This window comes from Nocardioides sp. NPDC054178 (assembly GCF_055585005.1).
In genome coordinates, this window is the sequence record NZ_JBVJKY010000010.1 from 1 (window position 1) to 19,850 (window position 19,850).

Sequence of the window (19,850 nt, forward strand, 5' to 3'; positions counted from 1 at the left end):
AATACCCGGTCCCATCCCGAACCCGGAAGTCAAGCCCTTCAGCGCCGATGGTACTGCAACCGAGAGGCTGTGGGAGAGTAGGACGCCGCCGGACAAAATTTCAGGTAGAGGCCGCCCTTTGGGGCGGCCTCTACTGCTTTTTACTGACGAAATGATCTACTGGCGAAATGATCTGGGGATCTTTCGAAGTCGGCTGCAGTACGCAGCAGTGAGGATGGCAGCTATGGCTGACGAGCGCCGTAGCAACAGAGGCGGTAAGCCCGCCGGACGCCCCGGGCGTCCGAAGAGCTCTGGTTCGGGTTCATCCACCGGTGGCCGTGGCGGTCGCTCAGGTGATGGCAAGCCGAGCGCTGGTCGACCGAGTGGCGGTCGCCCGGGTGCCGGTCGGAGCAGCGACCGTCGTGATGGCGGTGGAGGTCGCGGAGGCGAGCAGCGTCGTGATGGCGGCCGCGGAGGCGACGAGCGTCGCGACGGCAAGCCGTCGTCGCCCGGCCGTGGTGGCCCGCGTGCCGGCGGCCGCTCCGACGGCCCGAAGCGTGGTGGCGGGAGCGACCGGAAGGGCGGTTACTCCAAGGACCGCAGCGGCAAGCCCGGTGGCAAGCCGCAGCGCCGCTTCGACGAGCCGCGCGAGGAGCGTACGGCCGATCAGCGGGCCTACGACGGTCCGGAGCTGCCGGAGGAGGTGACAGGCAAGGAGCTGGACCGAGCGATCTCGGCTCAGCTGCGAGGCCTGCCCGAGAAGCTGGCGGCGCGGATCGCGCGCCACCTGGTCGCTGCCGACATGTTCATCGACTCCGACCCCGAGCTTGCCTACCAGCACGCCAAGGCCGCCAAGTCGCGTACGCAGCGGATCGCTGTCATCCGCGAGGCGCTGGGCGAGGCTGCGTACGCTGCCGGCCACTACTCCGAGGCGCTCGCCGAGCTGCGCGCCGCCAAGCGGATGAACGGTGCGACGGCCTACCTGCCGATCATGGCGGACTGCCACCGCGCGCTCGGCCAGCCCGAGCAGGCGATCAAGCTCGCGCACAGCCCTTCTGTCGCGAACTTTGATGCGCCGGCGAAGGCCGAGATGACGATCGTCGAGGCGGGTGCTCGCCGGGACATGGGGCAGTACGACGCGGCCCTGCGGATCCTCGAGCAGTCGCCGCTCAACAACAAGAGCCGCGAGGCCTGGGTCGTTCGCCTGCGCTACGCGTACGCGGACACGCTCCAGGACGCGGGCCGCGACAAGGATGCGCTGACCTGGTTCCACCGCACCTACGCGATCGACTCCGAGGAGATCACTGACGCCGCGGCGCGGGCCGAGGCTCTCGAGAAGACGGTGGAGCGGGACTGACGTCCCCTCAGAACGCACCATCGGTGGCGATCGGCATCCGTGCCGGTCGCCACCGGCCGTTTTGCTTCGATACTGGAGATCCTGGGCCTGGTAGGTAAGAATGGGCAGCACAACTACATGCATGTGATCCACCGAAGTGTTTCCTTCACGCATGATCGAGCCCGCTGGGGAAGGCGTAGCTCGCGCCGCAACGAAGGAGATATTCGGTGACCACTCAGATCAAGGACCCGAGCGCCTCGCGTGGCATCGCACGAGGCGTTGTGTTCGTGCATTCGGCTCCCTCCGCGCTCTGCCCGCACATCGAATGGGCCGTCGCGGGGGTGCTTGGTGCGCCCGTGAACTTCGACTGGACGGCACAGCCCGCCCAGGCCGGCACCTACCGGGCCGAGCTCTTCTGGTCCGGTGCGGTCGGTTCCGCAGCGGCGATCGCGTCGGCGCTGAAGGGATGGACGCACCTGCGCTTCGAGGTGACCGAGGACGGCACGTCGACCTCCGAGGGTGCGCGCTACTCCTTCACTCCCGATCTCGGCGTCTTCCACGCCGTCACCGGGATGCACGGCGACATCATGATCCCGGAGGACCGGCTCAAGGCAGCGGTGGTCAAGGCCGCTCTCGGTGACACCACGCTCGAGCTCGAGGTCGACAAGCTCCTCGGGAAGCCGTGGGACGACGAGCTGGAGACGTTCCGGCACGCGGGGGAGGGTGCCCCCGTACGCTGGCTGCACCAGGTCGTCTGAGCGACCCTGTCGGCCGCAGAGCACGGCCGACCAAGACTGAGGCCCCGGAGCGTGAGCTCCGGGGCCTCAGTCCGTGTCCGACCGGTGTCGGTCAGAGTGGGATGTTGCCGTGAGCACCGCGGCGTACGCCGACGGTCTGGATCGCGTCCTCGAAGGCGGCCGCGATCGCCCCGCGGGTCGCCGACGGCTCGATGACTTCGTCCACAACACCGATCTCGACAGCCTTGTCGACACCGCCGGCGAGACGCTCGTGCTCGGCCGCGAGCTCCGCCTCGACCTGAGGACGGAGGTCGGCGGCGACCTCGGCGAGCTTGCGGCGGTGCAAGATGCGGATCGCGGCGACAGGGCCCATCACCGCGACCTCCGCTCCCGGCCACGCGAAGACCTTCGTCGCGCCGAGGGAGCGGGCGTTCATGGCGATGTAGGCGCCGCCATAGGTCTTGCGGGTCACCAGGGTGACCCGGGGGACGACGCACTCGCCGAAGGCGTGCAGGAGCTTGGCGCCGCGGCGGACGACCCCGTCCCACTCCTGGCCGACGCCGGGCAGGTAACCGGGGACGTCGACGACGACGATCAGCGGCACGCCGAGGGCGTCGCAGAGGCGTACGAACCGGGAGGCCTTCTCCGCGGAGAGGGAGTCGAGGCAGCCGCCGAGCCGTAGCGGGTTGTTGGCGACGACACCGACGGTGCGGCCGCCGAAGCGACCCAGCGCGGTGACGATGTTGGGCGCCCAACGGGCGTGCAGCTCCTGGGCGGTGCCCTCGTCGAGGATGTTCTCGACCAGCGGGTGCACGTCGTAGGCGCGCTTCTTCGATTCGGGCAGCTGCGCGGCGAGGTCCTTGTCCTCGACCGCGGCGACGTCGAGGCCGCCCTGGGAGCCGAGGAGGGAGGTGACCGTGCGGGCCTTGTCGAGCGCGTCGCGCTCGGAATCGGTGAGGATGTGCACGACGCCGGAGCGGCGGCCGTGCGGCTCGGGACCGCCGAGGCGCAGCATGTCGACGTCCTCACCGGTGACGGAGCGTACGACGTCGGGACCGGTCACGAAGATGCGGCCCTCGGGACCGAGGATGACGACGTCGGTGAGGGCGGGGCCGTAGGCAGCGCCGCCCGCGGCCGGGCCGAGGACGACCGAGATCTGCGGGATCTTGCCGCTGGCCTGGGTCATCGCGTGGAAGATGCGACCGACCGCGTGCAGGGAGAGTACGCCCTCGGCGAGCCGGGCTCCGCCGGAGTGCCACAGGCCGATGATCGGGATGCCGTCGGTCATCGCGCGGTGGTAGGCGTCGACGACCACGCGGCAGCCGAGGTCGCCCATCGCGCCGCCCATGACGGTGGCGTCCGAGCAGAAGGCGACCGCCCGGGTGCCGTCCATCTCGCCGACGGCGGCCAGCATGCCGGAGTCGTCGTCGGGGGAGATGAGCTCGACGGTGCCCTCGTCGAAGAGCGCCCTGAGGCGGGTCAGGGGATGACGGGGGTCCTGGTCGCGAGGAAGCTTCTGCTTCGTCGCGGGGGCAGGCGCCGGGGCGGTGATGGTCATCAGATGCTTCCGTAGACGACCGCGACGTTGGCGCCACCGAAGCCGAAGGAGTTGTTGAGGGCGGCGATGTCGCCGACCGGGAGGTCGCGCGTCTTGGTGGCGATGTCGAGCTCGACCGCGGGGTCGAGGTTGTCGAGGTTGATCGTCGGCGGCGACTGACGGTGGTGGATCGCCAGCACGGTCGCGACGGTCTCGAGGGCCCCGGCACCACCGAGCAGGTGGCCGGTCATCGACTTGGTCGAGGTGACCACGACGTTCTCGACGTGCTTGCCGAGGGTGGCGTGGAGCATCAGACCCTCGGCGATGTCGCCCTGAGGGGTCGAGGTCGCGTGGGCGTTGACGTGGGCGATGGTGCTCGGGTCGATGTCGCCGTCCTCGAGCGCGCGCTTGATGGCACGGCTGCCGCCACGACCCTCGGGGTCGGGCTGGGCGATGTCGTGGGCATCGGCGGTCACACCGGCGCCGAGGACCTCGGCGTAGATCCGGGCTCCGCGGGCCTGGGCGTGCTCGAGCGTCTCGAGCACGACGATGCCGGCACCCTCGCCGAGGACGAAGCCGTCGCGGCCGGTGTCCCAGGGACGGCTGACCGTGGTCGGATCGCCACCGTCGGGGCCGGAGGCGGTCTTGGACAGCGCCATCATGTTGGCGAACGCGGCCATCGGCAGCGGGTGGATCGCTGCCTCGGTGCCACCGGCGAGCACGACGTCGGCGCGGCCCAGACGGATCTGGTCGGCGGCCAGGGCGATCGCCTCGGAGCCGGAGGCACAGGCGGAGATCGGGGTCTGAGCCGCAGCGCGGGCGCCGTAGATCAAGGAGATGTTGGCTGCCGAGGCGTTGGCCATCAGCATCGGGACGGCCAGCGGGCTGACCCGGCGCGGCCCCTTGGCCAGAAGCGTGTCGTAGTTGTCGAGCAGGGTGGTGACGCCGCCGATACCGGTGGCGACGGCGACCCCGAGGCGCTCGCCATCGAGGCCGGCCTCGGTCGCGTTGCCCTCGAAGCCGGCGTCCTTCCAGGCCTCGGCCGCGGCGACCACGGCGAACTGCGCCGAGCGGTCCAGACGGCGGGCCTTGACCCTCTCCAGGACCTCGGACGGCTCGACGGCGACACGGCCGGCGATGCGTACGGGAAGGTCCTGGGCCCACTCCTCGGTGAGCTCGCGGATGCCGGAGCGGCCGGCGATCAAGGCATCCCAGGTGGTGGCGACATCTCCGCCGACCGGGTTGGTGGTGCCCAATCCGGTGACGACGACTCGGGTGCGGCTGCTCATGTGGTCTCCGTGTGAGGTGTTGGCGCGTTGGGTCAGGTGATGCAGGTCCGGCGGCTCGGCCTGGGAGGGTTGGCCGAGCCGCCGGGGCGCGTCAGGCGTTCGCGGAAGCCTTCTCGATGAAGCTCACCGCGTCGCCAACGGTCTTGAGGTTCTTGACCTGGTCGTCGGGGATGGATACGCCGAACTTCTCCTCGGCAGCGACGACGACCTCGACCATGGACAGCGAGTCGACGTCGAGGTCGTCGACGAAGGACTTCTCGAGCTGAACGTCGGCGACATCGATGCCGGCGACCTCGTTGACGATCTCGGCGAGGTCGGAGCGGATCTCTTCGGTGGTGGCCATGTGTGGTGCTTCCTCTCGGATTTTTGTGTGATGAAACTCTGGGGTGGTGCGGGACTACGGAACGACGACGACCTGGGCTGCGTAGACCAGTCCGGCGCCGAACGCGATGAGCAGGGCGGTGTCGCCCGACTCAGCCTGACCCTCCTCGATCATCCGCTCGAGGGCAAGTGGGACCGAGGCGGCCGAGGTGTTGCCCATGGTGGCGATGTCGCGGGCGATCTTGACCGACTCCGGAAGCTTCATGGAGCGGGCCAGGGCGTCGACGATGCGCATGTTGGCCTGGTGCGGGACGAAGCAGTCGAGCTCGTCAGCGGTGATGCCGGCCTTGTCGAGCGCCTCCTGGCCGACCTTGGCCATGGCGTAGGAGGCCCAGCGGAAGACGGGGTTGCCCATCATCGTCAGCCAGGGAGTCTCCTTGGCCTCGTTCGCCTCGAACCAGTCGGGGGTCTGGATGTGGTCGGCCTTGTCGCCCGAGGAACCCCACACGACCGGACCGATCCCGGGCTCCTCGCTCGGGCCCACGATCGCGGCGCCCGCGCCGTCGGCGAAGATGAAGGCGGTGCCACGGTCGTGCGGGTTCGTGATGTCGGAGAGGCGCTCGACACCGATGACGAGCACATGACGGGCGCTGCCGCCGCGTACGAAGTCGCTGGCCATCGCGATGCCGTGGCAGAAGCCGGCGCAGGCCGCCGAGACGTCGAAGGCGGCCGGGTGGTCGGCGCCGAGCTCGTCGGCGATCAGCGCGGCGACCGCGGGGGTCTGGCGCAGGTGGCTGACGGTGGCGACGATGACGCAGTCGATCTGGTCGATGCCGATCTTGGCGTGCTCGAGGGCCTTGCGGGAGGCGGCGACCGACATCATCTGCACGGTCTCCTCCTCGGTCGCCCAGCGGCGCTCGGTGATGCCGGAGCGGGTGCGGATCCACTCGTCGGAGGAGTCGATGAGGTCGACGATCTCGCTGTTGGGGATCACCCGGCTCGGGCGATAGCCGCCTACGCCGAGGATGCGGGCGTGCGGGGAACCTGTCGGGGCTGAGATCACGAGTGCTGGACTCCTGTCGGGTGCAGACGCAGCAGCGGCTGACCGGGGGAAACGAGGTCGCCGTCCTCGACGAGCCACTCGATCACCTCGCCGCCGTGGGCCGAGGTGATCGCGATCGTGTCGCGGAGGCTGGCGATGGCGCCGATCTCGGCGCCGGCCGGGATCACGTCGATCCCGGACACGGTCTCGGAGAGCTGGAAGGTGCCCTTGGTCGGAGACACGACCATGCGCCAGGTCGGCGTGGTCTCGATCGGGTTGGCCTCGCCGTGCTTCTCGACGAACGCACGGGCGTCCTCGAGCTGGTCGGGCGTCTTCAGGGCGAAGGTCTCGACGCCCTTGAGGGCACGCTTGGCGATCCCGGTCAGGGTGCCGGCCGGCGGCATCTCCAAGATGCCGGTCACGCCGATGTCGGACATGGTGTCGAGGCAGAGGTCCCAGCGCACCGGGTTGGCGATCTGGCCGACGATCCGGTCCAGCGCCTTGGCGCCGTCGTGGACGATCTGGCCGTCCTTGTTGCTGATCAGGCGCGTACGCGGGTCATGGGTCGAGACGCTCTGGGCCAGCCGGGCGAGGTGGCCGACGGCGGGCTCCATGTGCTTGGTGTGGAAGGCGCCGGCGACGCTGAGCGGCATCAGCCGGGCCTTGGCCGGCGGATCGGCGGCGAAGGCCTCGAGCTGCTCGAGGGTGCCCGCGGCGACGATCTGGCCGGGGCCGTTGTCGTTGGCGGGGGTGAGGCCGTGCTCCGCGATCTTGGCGAGGACTTCCTCGCGGTCGCCGCCGAGGACGGCGGTCATGCCGGTCGGCGTCTTCGCGGCGGCATCGGCCATGGCCTTGCCCCGCTCGCGGACGAGGACCATCGCCTGCTCGGCGCTGATCACGCGCGCGCCCGCTGCGGCGGTGATCTCACCGACGCTGTGACCGGCGACCGCACCGATCTTGGCGAACGCGTCGGCGGGCTGCGGAAACAGCTGCAGCGCCGCGACCAGACCGGTGGCGACCAGCAGCGGCTGGGCGATCTCGGTGGCGCGGATGGTCTCGGCGTCGGCATTGGTGCCGTAGTCGATCAGGTCGATGCCTGCGACGGTTGAGAGCCACTCCATACGAGCGGCGAAAGCGGGGTCCTCCAGCCACGGGGTGAGGAATCCTGGTGTCTGAGCACCTTGTCCTGGGGCGACAATGACGAGCACGGAATGATAGTCCCGTCTGGAGGGGGGTCGGATCACCTTCAGTGGCAACGAATATCTCTCCCGCAATCTTGTAGGGGTTCTACAACTTGCGTCGCTGCCAGGCCTAGTGGTCCTGTTGCCGGCCGAGAATCAGGGCGACCTGGAGGGCGAGAGCGTCGCGCGGGTCGGTCGGGAGGAACCCGGTGAGCTCCGCGACCTGCTTGAGCCGGTAGCGCACCGTGTTGGGGTGCACGAACAGCGTGCGACCGGTGGCCTCGAGGCCACCTCCGGCGGCGAAGTACGCAGCCAGCGTCTCGATCAGGGTGCTGCGGGCCTCCACCAGCGGCTGGTAGAGATGCTCGATCAGGTAGCGGTGGGCCCACGCGTCGCCGGCCAGGGCACGCTCGGGCAGGAACGACTGGCTGCGTGCCGGACGCGGGGCGTCGGGCCAGCCGGGCGCGGCCCGGTAGGCGGAGAGCGCGGCCCGGGCGGACTCGGCGGCGGTGGCGAGCCCGGCCGCCATCGGGCCGACCACGACGGGCCCGTCGGCGAACAGGTCGGCGATGCGCTCCGCGGCCTCCAACGGGTCCTCGATGCCGCCGAGCAGGGCGACGAGGCGGTCACCCTGGACCGCGCAGAGGGTGTGCAGGTCGTGGGCGCGGCCGCGGCGGCGTACCTCCTCCATGGCGACGTCGAGGCGGACGCCGTCGGGGGCGTGGCCCAGCACCGCGCACAGCGGCAGGTCGGCGTCCCAGCCCAGCGCGCTGGCCCGGGAGAGGACGACCTCGTCGGTCTCGGCGCGCAGGACGGCGTCGACCACGAGCGCCTCCAGCCGGGCGTCCCAGGCGCCACGCTGCTCGGCGGCACGGGCGTAGACCTCGGCCGTGGCGAAGGCGACCTCACGGGCATAGCGGCCGATCGCCTCGTGGACGTCGGCGGCGTCCTCGGGCCCGAGGAGGTGGTCGATGTTGGCCTCGACCACCTCGATGGAGAGGCGGACGAGGTCCACGGTCTGCTGGAGCGTGATGATGCCGGTCAGCGCACGCGGTGCGACGCCGAACATCGACGCCGCCAGGTCGGGCTTGGCCGTGTCGGCGGAGGCGCCGCCGCCGTACCAGCCGACGAACTCCTTGATGCCGGCCTGCACGATCAGGCCGACGAGGGAGCGGTTCTTCGCGGAGAGGTCCTTGAACCACGGCATCGCGTCGTCCATCCGCGACGTGGCGGCCGTGGCCAGCCGGCCGGTCGCGCGCCGAAGCGCTGTCGCTGTCCGTCGACGTGTGTCGAGGCTCGCCTGATTGGTCACACTGCTGATCCTTCCACCTGGAGATGCGGCCGGGGGCCCGGAACTGTCGTTCCGAGCCCCCGACCTGACGGACTGACGCTCAGGCGTCTCCGCCCTCCTGCATGATGCCCTTCGTCGCCGTCGGGTCGTCGATGCGGTAGGTGTCGAAGGCCTTCTTCACCAGCGCGGCGTCGATCTCGCCGGCCTCGGCCAGGGCCTGGAGGGCCTGGACCACGACGGACTGGGCGTCGATCTGGAAGAAGCGACGCGCGGCCGGGCGGGTGTCGGCGAAGCCGAACCCGTCGGCGCCGAGGACGCGGTAGTCGTCGGGCACCCAGCGGGCGATCTGCAGCGGGACGGCCCGCATGTAGTCGGAGACCGCGATGACGGGACCGTTGGACGCCGAGAGCTTCTCGGTGACGTACGGCGTGCGCGGGGTCTCACCGGGGTGGTTGAGGCTCCACTGCTCGGCGTCGATGGCGTCGCGGGCGAGCTCGTTCCACGAGGTGACCGACCAGGTGTCGGCCTTGACGCCCCAGTCCTCCTCGAGGATGCGGGCAGCCTCCTCGACCCACGGGAAGCCGACGCCGGAGGCCAGCAGGCGCACCTTCGGGCCCTCGCCCTCGGCCGTCGAGACCTGGTGGATGCCCTTCAGGATCCCCTCGAGGTCGACGTTGTCGGGCTCCTTGGGCTGGCTGACCGGCTCGTTGTAGACGGTCAGGTAGAAGATGACGTTCTCGCCGTGCGGGTGCTCCTCGGTCGAGCCGTACATCCGCTCGAGGCCGCTCTGCATGATGTGGGAGACCTCGTAGGCGAACGCGGGGTCGTAGTGCACGACGGCCGGGTTGGTCGCCGCCAGCAGCGGGGAGTGACCGTCGGCGTGCTGGAGACCCTCACCGGTCAGGGTGGTGCGACCGGCGGTGGCGCCGACCAGGAAGCCGCGGCCCATCATGTCGGCCATCGCCCAGATCGAGTCACCGGTGCGCTGGAACCCGAACATCGAGTAGAAGATGTAGAACGGGATCATCGGCTCGCCGTGGGTTGCGTACGCCGTGCCGGCAGCGGTCGCCGAAGCCAGCGCCCCCGCCTCGGAGATGCCCTCGTGCAGGAGTTGGCCCTGCGCGGACTCCTTGTAGGAGAGCAACAACTTCCGGTCGACACTCTCGTACTGCTGCCCGCCGGGGTTGTAGACCTTCGCACTGGGGAACATCGCGTCCATGCCGAAGGTGCGGTACTCGTCGGGCGCGATCGGCACGATGCGCTTGCCGATCTCCGGGTCACGCATCCAGTCCTTGAGGAGCCGGACGGTGGCCATCGTGGAGGCGATCTTGTTCTTGCCGGAGCCCTGCTTGAGCTCGGCGTAGACCTTCTCGCCCGGCAGGGCGAGCGGCTTGAACTCGACCCGGCGCTGCGGGATCGGGCCGCCGAGCTGCTTGCGGCGCTCCATCATGTATTCGATCTCGGCCGACTCCGGACCCGGGTTGAAGAACGGGGCTGCCCCGGTCTGCTCGTAGGTCGCCTCGAGCTCCTTGTCGGAGATCGGCAGGAGCAGACGGTCGCGGAACTTCTTCAGGTCCGCCATGGTCAGCTTCTTCATCTGGTGGGTGGCGTTCTTGCCCTCCAGAGCGTCGATCGTCCAGCCCTTGATGGTGTGGGCCAGGATGACGGTCGGCTGACCGACGGTCTTGGTGGCCGCGTCGAAGGCCGCGTAGACCTTGCGGTAGTCGTGGCCGCCGCGGGGGAGCTTGCGGATCTGCTCGTCGCTCATCTGCTCGACCATCTTGCGCAGGCGCGGGTCGGAGCCGAAGAAGTTCTCCCGGACGTAGGCGCCGGTCTCGACCGAGTAGGTCTGGAACTGGCCGTCGGGGGTGGAGTTCATCTTGTTGACCAGGACGCCGTCGACGTCCTTGGCGAGCAGCTGGTCCCACTCACGGCCCCAGATGACCTTGATGACGTTCCAGCCGGCACCGCGGAAGTTGGACTCCAGCTCCTGGATGACCTTGCCGTTGCCGGTCACCGGGCCGTCGAGCTGCTGCAGGTTGCAGTTGACCACCCAGACCAGGTTGTCGAGCTCCTCGCGGGCGGCGACCCGGATGGCGCCGAGCGACTCGGGCTCACCCATCTCGCCGTCGCCGAGGAAGGCCCACACACGCTGGTCGGAGGTGTCCTTGATGCCACGGTTCTGCAGGTAGCGGTTGAACCGCGCCTGGTAGATCGAGTTGATCCCGGTCAGGCCCATCGAGACCGTCGGGAACTCCCAGAAGTCGGGCATCAGGCGCGGGTGCGGGTAGGAGGAGATCCCCTGGCCGACGCCGTGCTGCACCTCCTGGCGGAAGCGGAAGAGCTGCTCCTCGGTGAGCCGGCCCTCGAGGAAGGCACGCGCGTAGATGCCGGGGGAGGCGTGGCCCTGGATGAAGACCTGGTCGCCGCCGCCGGGGTGGTCCTTGCCGCGGAAGAAGTGGTTGAAGCCGACCTCGTAGAGGCTCGCGGAGGACTGGTAGGTGGCGATGTGGCCGCCCACCTCGAGGCCCTTGCGGTTGGCGGAGGAGACCATGACGGCGGCGTTCCAGCGGATGAAGGCCCGGATGCGTCGCTCGATGTCCTCATCGCCCGGGAACCACGGCTCGCGGTCGGAGGGGATGGTGTTGATGTAGTCGGTGCTTCGCAGTGCGGGGACGCCGACGGACTGTTCGCGGGCGCGCTCCAGAAGGCGCAGCATGACGTAGCGGGCTCGCTCGCGTCCGCTCGACTCGAGCATCGCGTCGAACGAGCCGAGCCACTCACTGGTCTCTTCGGGATCGATGTCCGGAAGCTGGGTCGGTAGACCCTCGTGGATTACGGTCGGCTGGGCGGGGGTCGGGCCCTGCGGACCACCAGTCGTCTCGGTGGATTCTTCGGTCACATCCTCAATGGTCGCACGCGGTCGAGAGCGGTTGCCCACCCGCGGTGGGTTACTGGACAGTAGGCGGTTTCTGCTGGTCAACCCCGAAAATTCCTTCGTACGCCGAGTTGCTACCCTGCGGCCGTGACCAGCCTGGATCGTGACAATGCCGCTGCCGACGTATTGGTGGTAGGCGAGGCACTGGTCGACGTGGTCACCACGTCCGACGGGGTGACCCAGGACCATCCCGGCGGGAGCGGCGCCAACGTCGCGGTCGCGCTGGGCCGGCTCGGTCGTCCGGTGCGCTACGCGGCCTCCTACGCCGACGACGCCCGTGGGCAGGCGCTGGCCGCTCACCTGGCCGGCTCCGGAGTCCGGATGGCGTGCGACCCGCACGTGCTGGCCCGGACCTCGACGGCGCAGGCCACCATCACGGCCGACGGGTCGGCGACGTACGTCTTCGACCTGGAGTGGAAGCTCGGCGAGGTCGCGGTGGGGACGCCGCGGTTCGTGCACATCGGCTCGCTCGCCCCGGTGCTCTCGCCCGGAGCCGAGACGGTCTTCGCGCTGCTCGACGGGCTCCCCGACTCCGTCCGGGTCCTCTACGACATCAACATGCGCCCCACCCTGACCGGAACCGGCCAGGAGATCGTCTCGCGGATCGAGCGCGCGGCGGCGTACGCCGATGTGGTCAAGGCCAGCGACGAGGACCTGGAGACCCTCTACCCCGGGCTCGGGCTCGACAAGGCGGCCGCGCGGCTGCTCGAGCTCGGTGCCGGTGCGGTCGCGGTGACCCGCGGCGGCGACGGCGCCAGCTGGATCACCGGCGAGGGGCGGACCGACGTCGAGGCCGAGAAGGTGACCGTCGTGGACACCATCGGCGCGGGCGACACCTTCTCCGCAGGCCTCGTCGACGCGCTCTGGGACGACTTCGAGCGCGACCGGCGCGAGGTGCTCGCCCACAGCGTCCGGGCAGCGGCGGTCACCGTCTCGCGCGCCGGTGCCAACCCGCCGACCCGGGCCGAGCTCGAGGGCTGACCCGAGGGCTAGGCGGCGAGACGCTCGGCGAGGGTACGTCCCAGCCAGGCCGAGGAGCGGACCGAGCTGCCACATCCGGCCAGGAGCAGGCCGGGTGCCGGCTCGTCGAGGACCAGCTTCTTCTGGGCCACGTCGACGCCCCACAGGATCTGCTCGACCTTGGCATCGCGAAGCCAGGGGAGTGCGGTGGCGAGGCCACGATCGAGGAGGGTCTCCCAGTGGTCGACGGGGCCGCTGAGGTCGTCGTCCTCGACGATGTCCTCCTGGCCGACCAGCACCCGCAGGTGCCCGTCGACCGACTTCACGAAGGCGTAGCCGAAGCCGTCGCCGACCGGCACGATCGTGTGCGGCATCCGCTCCCGCTCGGGCGGGACGGGCAGGTCGAGCACGAAGAGCTGGCGCTTCTCGAGCTCGGCCTCGGTCTGCGGGAAGAGCCGGGCGTTGGCGGCACCCAGCGCGAACAGGACCCGCTCCGCGCGGATCGTGCCGCGTGCGGTCTCAACCAGATGGCCCGAGCCGTCAGCACGTACGCCTTCGACGACGGCGCCGGGGACGACCTGTGCCCCGGCGTCGGTGGCCCGTTCCAGCAGGTGGGAGACGAGCCGGGTCGCGGAGATGTTGAGCGCCGGGATGTGCTCGCCGGTGTGGAGCAGGTGGTAGGTGTTCTCGATCGCGTCCAGGTCGACGCCCTCGGCGAGCAGGCCCTGGACGAACGAGGCGGTCTCGGCGGTCATCTCGCGCTTGACCGGGTCGGCCCAGGTCCACCGGATGCTGCCGCCGGAGTAGCGGTAGGTGGAGGCGTGGCCGGGGTCGTCGTCGGGGTCGTCGCTGAGCACCACGATCCGCAGCTCCGGTGACATCCGCGCCAGGAAATACGCTGTCGCGGCGCCGATCGGGCCGGCTCCGCAGATCGCCACGTCGGCCTCTACGAGAAGTTCAGCGGTCAGGTCGGCGGGGAGATCAGTCAACGAAGTCCTTCCGGGAGGTACATCAGGCCGGTGCGCGAATATGCGTCCAGAAGGCTATCGGCTGGGGTGCGCCCCGCGCTCAGCAACTGGTCCAGACAGTCGAGGTGACCGCTCTCCGGCACGCCGGCGAGCGCCCGGCGGGCGGCCGCGAGCACCTCACCGGCACCGGCGGCGATCTCCGGGTCGGCGAAGGCGTCGACAGCGGCGCGTTGGTGCAGATCACGACTGGGCCTGTCGGCCAGCCCGGGTAGGTCGTCGGCGAGGCAGACGCCGAGCGTCAGCGCCGCGCCGGCGAGCAGCAGGTCGCGGGAGAGGAAGGCGTCGTAGGCCTTGAACTCGATGCGTCCCTCCTCGCGCGGGATCCGCGGTGGGTGGACCATCGTGGGCTCGGCTCCCGCGGGCGGCTCGACGAAGCAGCGCGCCGCCACCCGTCGCCAGGTGCGCTCGTAGGTGCGCTTGCTGGGGCCTCGCCAGCGGGCGCCTGCGTGGAAGGGCGAGCTGAAGCTGAACGGCACCATGAACGGGCTGTAGTAGGTCAGCCGGCGGGTCACCTCGACGACCCGTTCCGCGGAGAGCCCGGGGAAGGAGAGGTTGATGTCGGGGCCGTAGCTCAGGTTGGAGACCTCGGCGTGGTCGTACTCCCGATGCTCGGCCCGCATCGTCCGCTCCCACTCGTTGAGCGGCGGGTCCAGGACGTACGCCTCGCGGACGGGGTTGAAGCCGACGATGCCCAGGTGCAGGCCGAGGGGCTCGAGACGCTTGGAGATGTCGTCCTGCAGGTCGGCGAGGCGGTCGGCGGCCTCGGTGATGCTCGTGCAGATCGGCGTGCGGATCTCCACACCCTTGACCAGCATCGTCGTGAAGGTGCCGTCGGTGCTGAACCGCTCGTCGCCCTCGAGGTACCAGTAGCCGCTCTTGATCCCCAGGTCACCGCGGACGAGGCCGTCGTCGGTGGTGCCGGAGCCGTCGGCCAGGGCGCGTTGGAGGGTGTGGAAGTCGAGATCCACGAAGTCGTGGAAGCTGCCCAGGTCGCGAAACGTGCCCGCGCCTACGTCGGGTGACTCCGTCACCAGGGCATACTCGAACTCGAACCCGGCGGAGTAGAGCACGGCGCAAACTCTAGGGCAGTCCGCGGGCCATCATCCGCATTTCTCGGAATTTAGGTTAGGCTCCCCTCATGTTTCGCGCGGTGAAGCCGGAGACCAAGCCGGAGACGCGGGTCGTGGTCACCTCGACCCGGCGTCTCAGTGCTGGGATGACCCGCGTCCATCTCCGCGCCGAGGACCTCTCCGCGTTCGAGGGCAGCGTGTGCACCGACCGGTTCGTCCGGCTGGAGATCCCGGTCGGTGACGGCTCGACCGTCTGCCGGACCTATACCGCGCTGGACCCCTCGGTCTCCGAAGGCACCCTGGCCGTCGACTTCGTGCACCACGGCGACGAGGGCGTCGCCGGCCGCTGGGCGGCCACCGCCGGCCCGGGAGACGTGCTCACCGTGCGCGGTCCGGGCGGGACGTACGCCCCGGACCCGGCGGCCGACTGGCACCTGCTCGTCGGCGACGAGTCCGGTCTGCCCGCGATCCGGGCGGCGCTGGCGGCGCTGCCGGCCGACGCCGTGGGCTACGCCGTGATCGAGGTGCCCTCCGCGGAGCATCTCCAGCAGGTCGAGAGCCCGGCCGGGGTCGAGGTGCGCTGGCTGGATGCCACCGTCGACCCGCCTCTGGAGACCGTCGTGCGTGAGCTGCCCTGGCTGCTCGGCCGCGTGCACGCGTTCGTGCACGGCGAGGCCGAGGTCACCATGCAGCGGATCCGGCCCTACCTGCTGCGTGAGCGCGGGGTGCCGCGCGGCGACCTGTCGATCTCCGGCTACTGGCGCCGCGGCAACAACGAGGACAGCTTCCGTACGTGGAAGCGCAGCCAGGCTGCCGACCGCCAGGTGGCGTACTCGGCTCGCTGAGTCCGCATCAGGCTCTCGGCGGGACGATCTCGACCGGCCCCTCGACCCGGGCTGCGACCCAGGCGCGGTGGAAGTCGCTGCCGGGGGCGACCTCGGCGCGGCGCTCGGGCTCACCGATGAGGTCGACGGGGCACTCGATCCGCTGACGGGCGACCGGCTCGGGGCGAGGACCGCTGTGCGCCGCGATCGCCTCGGCCAGCGCCTCGGCGACGGGCTTGCGCCGGTGGTCGACGGTGAAGAGGCCGAGGTCGTACTCGCGATCGGGGAAGTCGACCAGCGACCGGTCCAGGTCGTGGGAGCACCACCAGGTGATGCCGAAGAGCGCCGGGTTCTGGGCGACGTGGCCGACGGTGCCGGTGACGAACTCGCGCACGCTCTCCGGGGTGATCTCCGGCAGGGGAGCGCCGATCTCCTGGAGCCAGACCAGACGCCCGGGCTCGGTGGCGTACGCCGTGGCCAGCTCGACCAGGTAGTCGGCGTGCGTGAGCGTGGCCGGTCCCAGGGGCGCGTCGATCGCGCCGACGCCGTTGAAGACCCAGGAGTGCACGGTGCTGAGGTCGCCGAGCGTGGTGACGTCGGCGGGCCCGAAGGGGTGGTCGGGCGCGTAGAAGGCGTCGTCGAAGAGCGAGTGGAGGCAGAGCAGCCCCGGCGCCGCCTTGCGGGCGGTCTCGAGGAGCTCCTGGGCCCAGGAGCGGGACTCGGCGAGGGTGGTCGGGTTGGCGGGCCACAGGTTGTTGACCTCGTTGCCGAGGGTCAGCGCGAAGACGTTGTCCTGGGTGGCGACCGCGCCGGCGAGGGTGTCGACGTAGGTGCGCAGGCCCGCGCGCACCTCCGGGTGGCTGAAGAGCGATCGCTGGTGGTGGGTGAGCACCCACGAGGGCAGGAAGTCGAAGCTGGACAGATGGCCCTGGACCAGGTCGACGCAGACGTCGAGCCCGCGGGCCGCGGCCAGGTCGATGGTCGTGAGCACGTCGTCGACCGCCGAGGACCGGATCAGCGAGCGGTTGGGCTGGATCCAGGGCCAGACCGGGAAGATGCGTACGTGGTCGAGGCCGAGCCCGGCGAGGTCGTCGAAGTCCCGGGCGATCTGGTCGGCGTCGAAGTCGAGCCAGGAGTAGAACCAGCCGGACGAGGGCACGTGGTTGGCGCCGAAGCGCAACGGGGCGGGGGCCGGCGGCGTCGGTAGGGCTGGCACTCGCGCAATATAACCGCTCAACTAGGTCCCGATCCTCGACGAGCCACGACAGACAGGACGAGCGCTGATGCACGACGACGTACACCTCACCGAAGGCCGCGTGAGCCGGGTCCTCGCGGAGCGCCTGTGGCCGGCGGTCCACACCACCGCCGCTCCCGTGAGCGTCGAGTGGCACGAGCTGCCGGGGGAGCCGATCGCCCCTGCGGAGGGGCTGGCCCTGACGTACGAGCCCTTCGAGGTCGGCAGCGACTGGGGCCCGGCCTGGGGGACCGCCTGGTTCCGGGGCACCGGGACCGTGCCCGCGGAGTGGGCCGGCAGGCGGGTGGAGCTGGTCTGCGACCTCGGCTTCGACGTGAACAAGCCCGGCTTCCAGTGCGAGGGGCTGGTCTACACGCCCGAGGGCGAGCCGCTCAAGAGCCTCAACCCGCGCAACCAGTGGGTGCTCGTCGCCGAGGAGGCGAGGGGTGGCGAGGAGATCGAGCTCTTCGTGGAGGCCGCGGCCAACCCGGTGCTGCTCGACTACCACCCCTTCCTGCCGACCCAGGAAGGCGACATCCAGACCTCGTCGACGAAGAGGCTCTACACGACCCGGCGCATCGAGCTCGCCGTCTTCGAGAGGGACGTCTTCGAGCTGTGCCTGGACCTGGAGACGCTCCACGAGCTGCAGGTCGAGCTGCCCGAGGGGCCGCGGAAGTCGCGGATCCTGCAGGCCATCGACGACGCCCTCGACCGGGTCGACCTGCAGCGGATCCCCGAGACGGCGGCGTCGGCCCGCTCGGCTCTCATCGGGGTCCTCGAAGCGACCGCGCACGACTCCGCCCACCAGATCGCCGCGATCGGCCACGCCCACATCGACTCCGCCTGGCTGTGGCCGGTGCGCGAGACGATCCGCAAGGTCGCCCGCACCACCTCCTCGATGACCGAGCTGCTCGGCGAGGATGCCGAGTTCCGCTACGGGATGTCCTCGGCGCAGCAGTATGCGTGGCTCAAGGAGCATCGTCCCGAGGTCTACGCCAAGGTCAAGGCCGCGGTCGCCGAGGGCCGCTTCATCCCGCTCGGCGGGATGTGGGTCGAGTCCGACACCACGATGCCGTCGGGGGAGTCGCTGGTGCGGCAGTTCCTCTACGGCCAGCGCTTCTTCGAGACCGAGCTCGGGATCCGGTGCAAGGGTGTCTGGCTGCCGGACTCCTTCGGTTACTCGCCGGCCCTGCCACAGCTGATGAAGCGGGCCGGGTTCGAGTGGTTCTTCACCCAGAAGATCTCCTGGAACCAGGTCAACAGGTTTCCCCACCACACCTTCGAGTGGGAGGGCATCGACGGCTCCCGCATCCTGAGCCACTTCCCGCCGATGGACACCTACAACTCCCGGCTCTCGGGCGCCGAGGTCGCCAAGGCCTCGCGGCAGTTCCGCGAGAACCGGGTCGCCACCGGCTCCATCGCGCCGGTCGGCTGGGGCGACGGCGGTGGCGGGACCACCCGCGAGATGGCCGGCAAGGCCCGTCGGCTCCGTGATCTCGAGGGCTCGGCCCAGGTGTCCTGGCGCCACCCCGACGACTTCTTCGCCGAGGCTCGCCAGGAGCTGGCCGAGCCGCCGGTGTGGGTCGGTGAGCTCTACCTCGAGCTCCACCGCGCCACCCTCACCTCCCAGCACCTGACCAAGCAGGGCAACCGGCGCTGCGAGCACCTGCTGGTCGAGGCCGAGCTGTGGTCTTCGACTGCCGCGGCTCGTGGCCTGCTCGACTACCCCTACGACGAGCTCGACGCGCTGTGGCAGCAGGTCCTGCTCCAGCAGTTCCACGACATCCTGCCCGGCACCTCCATCGCCTGGGTCCACCGTGAGGCGGTCGCGCAGTACGCCCGGGTCGCCGCGGCCGCCGAGGCGCTGATCTCGCGGGCGTTGGGTGCGCTGGCCGGCGAGGGCACGGCCGCGCTGCGTGCCGACGGGCGCGCCGGGTCGGTCCTGGCGGCCGAGCCCGTGGCGGCGGTCTCCGTGGTCGAGCAGGACGGGACGTACGTCGTGGGGAACGGGGTCGTCGAGGTCACCGTCTCCGCCGAGGGGCTGATCACCTCGGCGCTCGACCTGGCGACCGGGCGCGACGCGATCCCGGCCGGGGCCGAGGCCAACCTGCTCCAGCTCCACCAGGACTTCCCGAACATGTGGGACGCCTGGGACGTCGACCGGTTCTACCGCAACCGGGTCACCGACCTGCGCGAGGTCACCTCGATCTCGGTGACGCCCGACGGGCTGGTCATCGAACGGCCCATCTCCGCCGACTCCTCGACCACGCAGGTGCTCTCGCTCGCTCCCGGCTCGCGGGTGCTCGACATCGCGCAGCGCACCGAGTGGCACGAGACCGAGAAGTTCCTCAAGGTCGCCTTCCCGCTCGACGTCAAGGCCGAGCAGACGCTCGCCGAGACCCAGTTCGGCTACCACCGCCGCCCGACGCACACCAACACCTCCTGGGAGGCGGCGAAGTTCGAGACCTCGATGCACCGTTGGGTCCTGGCCGAAGAGCCCGGGTTCGGGGTCGCGCTGGTCAACGACTCGACGTACGGCTTCGACGTCACCCGTCCTTCCGCCCTGACCACGGAGGTGCGGCTCTCGCTGCTGCGGGCGCCACGCTTCCCCGACCCGGAGACCGACCAGGGCGTGCAGACCCACCGCTACGGACTGGTCATCGGCGCCGACGTCGCGGCCGCGACGGAGGCGGGGGCCGCGCTCAACACCCCGCCTCGCCAGATCACCGGGGCAAAGGCCGTCGAGCCGCTGGTGACCGTCTCCGGCGAGGGCCTCGTGGTCTCGAGCGTGAAGCTCGCCGCCGACCGCTCCGGCGACCTGGTCGTGCGTGTCTACGAGTCCACCGGCGCGCGTACGCAGGGAGAGCTGCGCGTCGACGGGAGGTTCGGGCGGGTCGAGGAGGTCACGCTCGTGGAGGACCCGATCGCGGAGGTGAGCGCTGAGGGCGGAGTCGTCGCGCTCGGTCTCGGCGCCTTCGAGGTCCGCACCCTGAGGTTCCACCGCACCTGAGGGCCCCTCGTCCCCGCCGTCTGAGCAAACCCACATTCTCTGTCCGGTCGGGACTTCAGCGACCTGGCGCCGG

15 protein-coding genes and 1 rRNA gene are annotated in these 19,850 nt (G+C 70.3%); 6 read left to right on the forward strand and 10 right to left on the reverse strand.

Going from position 1 to position 19,850, the window contains the following annotated elements; genetic code table 11:
* The 3 genes from rrf to ACZ6WN_RS27400 all read left to right on the forward strand — a co-directional run.
* Positions 1-94 (forward strand): 5S ribosomal RNA (gene rrf, locus ACZ6WN_RS27390); the annotation flags it as partial.
* Between the two features lie 129 nt (positions 95-223).
* A complete protein-coding gene (locus tag ACZ6WN_RS27395; protein WP_465869276.1) occupies positions 224-1,336 on the forward strand; it encodes a tetratricopeptide repeat protein in 1,113 nt (370 codons plus the stop codon).
* 206 nt (positions 1,337-1,542) lie between these two features.
* On the forward strand, positions 1,543-2,073 hold the full coding sequence (locus ACZ6WN_RS27400; protein WP_160028558.1) for a DUF3145 domain-containing protein: 531 nt from the start codon (positions 1,543-1,545) through the stop codon (positions 2,071-2,073).
* A gap of 91 nt (positions 2,074-2,164) precedes the next feature.
* On the opposite strand, the gene ACZ6WN_RS27405 is transcribed toward ACZ6WN_RS27400, so the two are convergent.
* From ACZ6WN_RS27405 to aceE, 7 genes are all read right to left on the reverse strand, one after another.
* The gene (locus tag ACZ6WN_RS27405; protein ID WP_465869277.1) at positions 2,165-3,610 is read right to left on the reverse strand and encodes an acyl-CoA carboxylase subunit beta; all 1,446 of its coding nucleotides are present in this window, start codon (positions 3,608-3,610) and stop codon (positions 2,165-2,167) included.
* Positions 3,610-4,878, reverse strand: coding sequence for a beta-ketoacyl-[acyl-carrier-protein] synthase family protein (locus ACZ6WN_RS27410; RefSeq protein ID WP_465869279.1), 1,269 nt, complete (start codon positions 4,876-4,878; stop codon positions 3,610-3,612). The genes ACZ6WN_RS27405 and ACZ6WN_RS27410 overlap by 1 nt, the downstream gene beginning before the upstream one ends.
* 91 nt (positions 4,879-4,969) lie before the next feature.
* A complete protein-coding gene (locus tag ACZ6WN_RS27415) occupies positions 4,970-5,221 on the reverse strand; it encodes an acyl carrier protein (protein ID WP_465869281.1) in 252 nt (83 codons plus the stop codon).
* A 54-nt stretch (positions 5,222-5,275) separates the two neighbouring features.
* Positions 5,276-6,262: a beta-ketoacyl-ACP synthase III gene (locus ACZ6WN_RS27420; RefSeq protein ID WP_465869282.1), complete on the reverse strand. Its 987-nt coding sequence runs from the start codon at positions 6,260-6,262 to the stop codon at positions 5,276-5,278.
* Positions 6,259-7,449 carry an acyltransferase domain-containing protein gene (locus tag ACZ6WN_RS27425; protein WP_465869284.1) on the reverse strand — a complete coding sequence of 397 codons (1,191 nt, stop codon included), beginning with the start codon at positions 7,447-7,449 and terminating at the stop codon, positions 6,259-6,261. The genes ACZ6WN_RS27420 and ACZ6WN_RS27425 overlap by 4 nt, the downstream gene beginning before the upstream one ends.
* A gap of 103 nt (positions 7,450-7,552) precedes the next feature.
* Entirely contained in the window at positions 7,553-8,734 is a 1,182-nt protein-coding gene (locus ACZ6WN_RS27430; RefSeq protein WP_465869286.1) for a PucR family transcriptional regulator, read from the reverse strand.
* 79 nt (positions 8,735-8,813) lie between these two features.
* Entirely contained in the window at positions 8,814-11,549 is a 2,736-nt protein-coding gene (gene aceE / locus ACZ6WN_RS27435; RefSeq protein ID WP_465869524.1) for a pyruvate dehydrogenase (acetyl-transferring), homodimeric type, read from the reverse strand.
* Between the two features lie 189 nt (positions 11,550-11,738).
* Between aceE and ACZ6WN_RS27440 the strand changes: the two genes are divergently transcribed.
* On the forward strand, positions 11,739-12,632 hold the full coding sequence (locus tag ACZ6WN_RS27440; protein WP_465869287.1) for a carbohydrate kinase family protein: 894 nt from the start codon (positions 11,739-11,741) through the stop codon (positions 12,630-12,632).
* Between the two features lie 8 nt (positions 12,633-12,640).
* Here ACZ6WN_RS27440 and ACZ6WN_RS27445 read toward each other — a convergent pair whose 3' ends face one another.
* Positions 12,641-13,600, reverse strand: a complete 960-nt coding sequence (locus ACZ6WN_RS27445) for an NAD(P)/FAD-dependent oxidoreductase (RefSeq protein WP_465869288.1) — start codon at positions 13,598-13,600, stop codon at positions 12,641-12,643.
* Complete coding sequence (locus ACZ6WN_RS27450; protein ID WP_465869290.1) at positions 13,597-14,709, reverse strand: glutamate-cysteine ligase family protein; 1,113 nt, start codon at positions 14,707-14,709, stop codon at positions 13,597-13,599. Before ACZ6WN_RS27450 ends, ACZ6WN_RS27445 begins: the two co-directional genes overlap by 4 nt.
* Before the next feature lie 68 nt (positions 14,710-14,777).
* Here ACZ6WN_RS27450 and ACZ6WN_RS27455 point away from each other — a divergent pair, with 68 nt between their 5' ends.
* Positions 14,778-15,554 (forward strand): siderophore-interacting protein, encoded by a 777-nt coding sequence (locus ACZ6WN_RS27455; protein WP_465869292.1) that lies wholly within the window; start codon positions 14,778-14,780, stop codon positions 15,552-15,554.
* A gap of 7 nt (positions 15,555-15,561) precedes the next feature.
* On the opposite strand, the gene ACZ6WN_RS27460 is transcribed toward ACZ6WN_RS27455, so the two are convergent.
* Positions 15,562-16,749 (reverse strand): glycoside hydrolase 5 family protein, encoded by a 1,188-nt coding sequence (locus ACZ6WN_RS27460; RefSeq protein ID WP_465869293.1) that lies wholly within the window; start codon positions 16,747-16,749, stop codon positions 15,562-15,564.
* 67 nt (positions 16,750-16,816) lie between these two features.
* On the opposite strand from ACZ6WN_RS27460, the gene ACZ6WN_RS27465 reads away from it, so the two are divergent.
* A complete protein-coding gene (locus tag ACZ6WN_RS27465) occupies positions 16,817-19,777 on the forward strand; it encodes an alpha-mannosidase (protein WP_465869295.1) in 2,961 nt (986 codons plus the stop codon).
* The last annotated feature ends 73 nt before the right edge of the window (positions 19,778-19,850 follow it).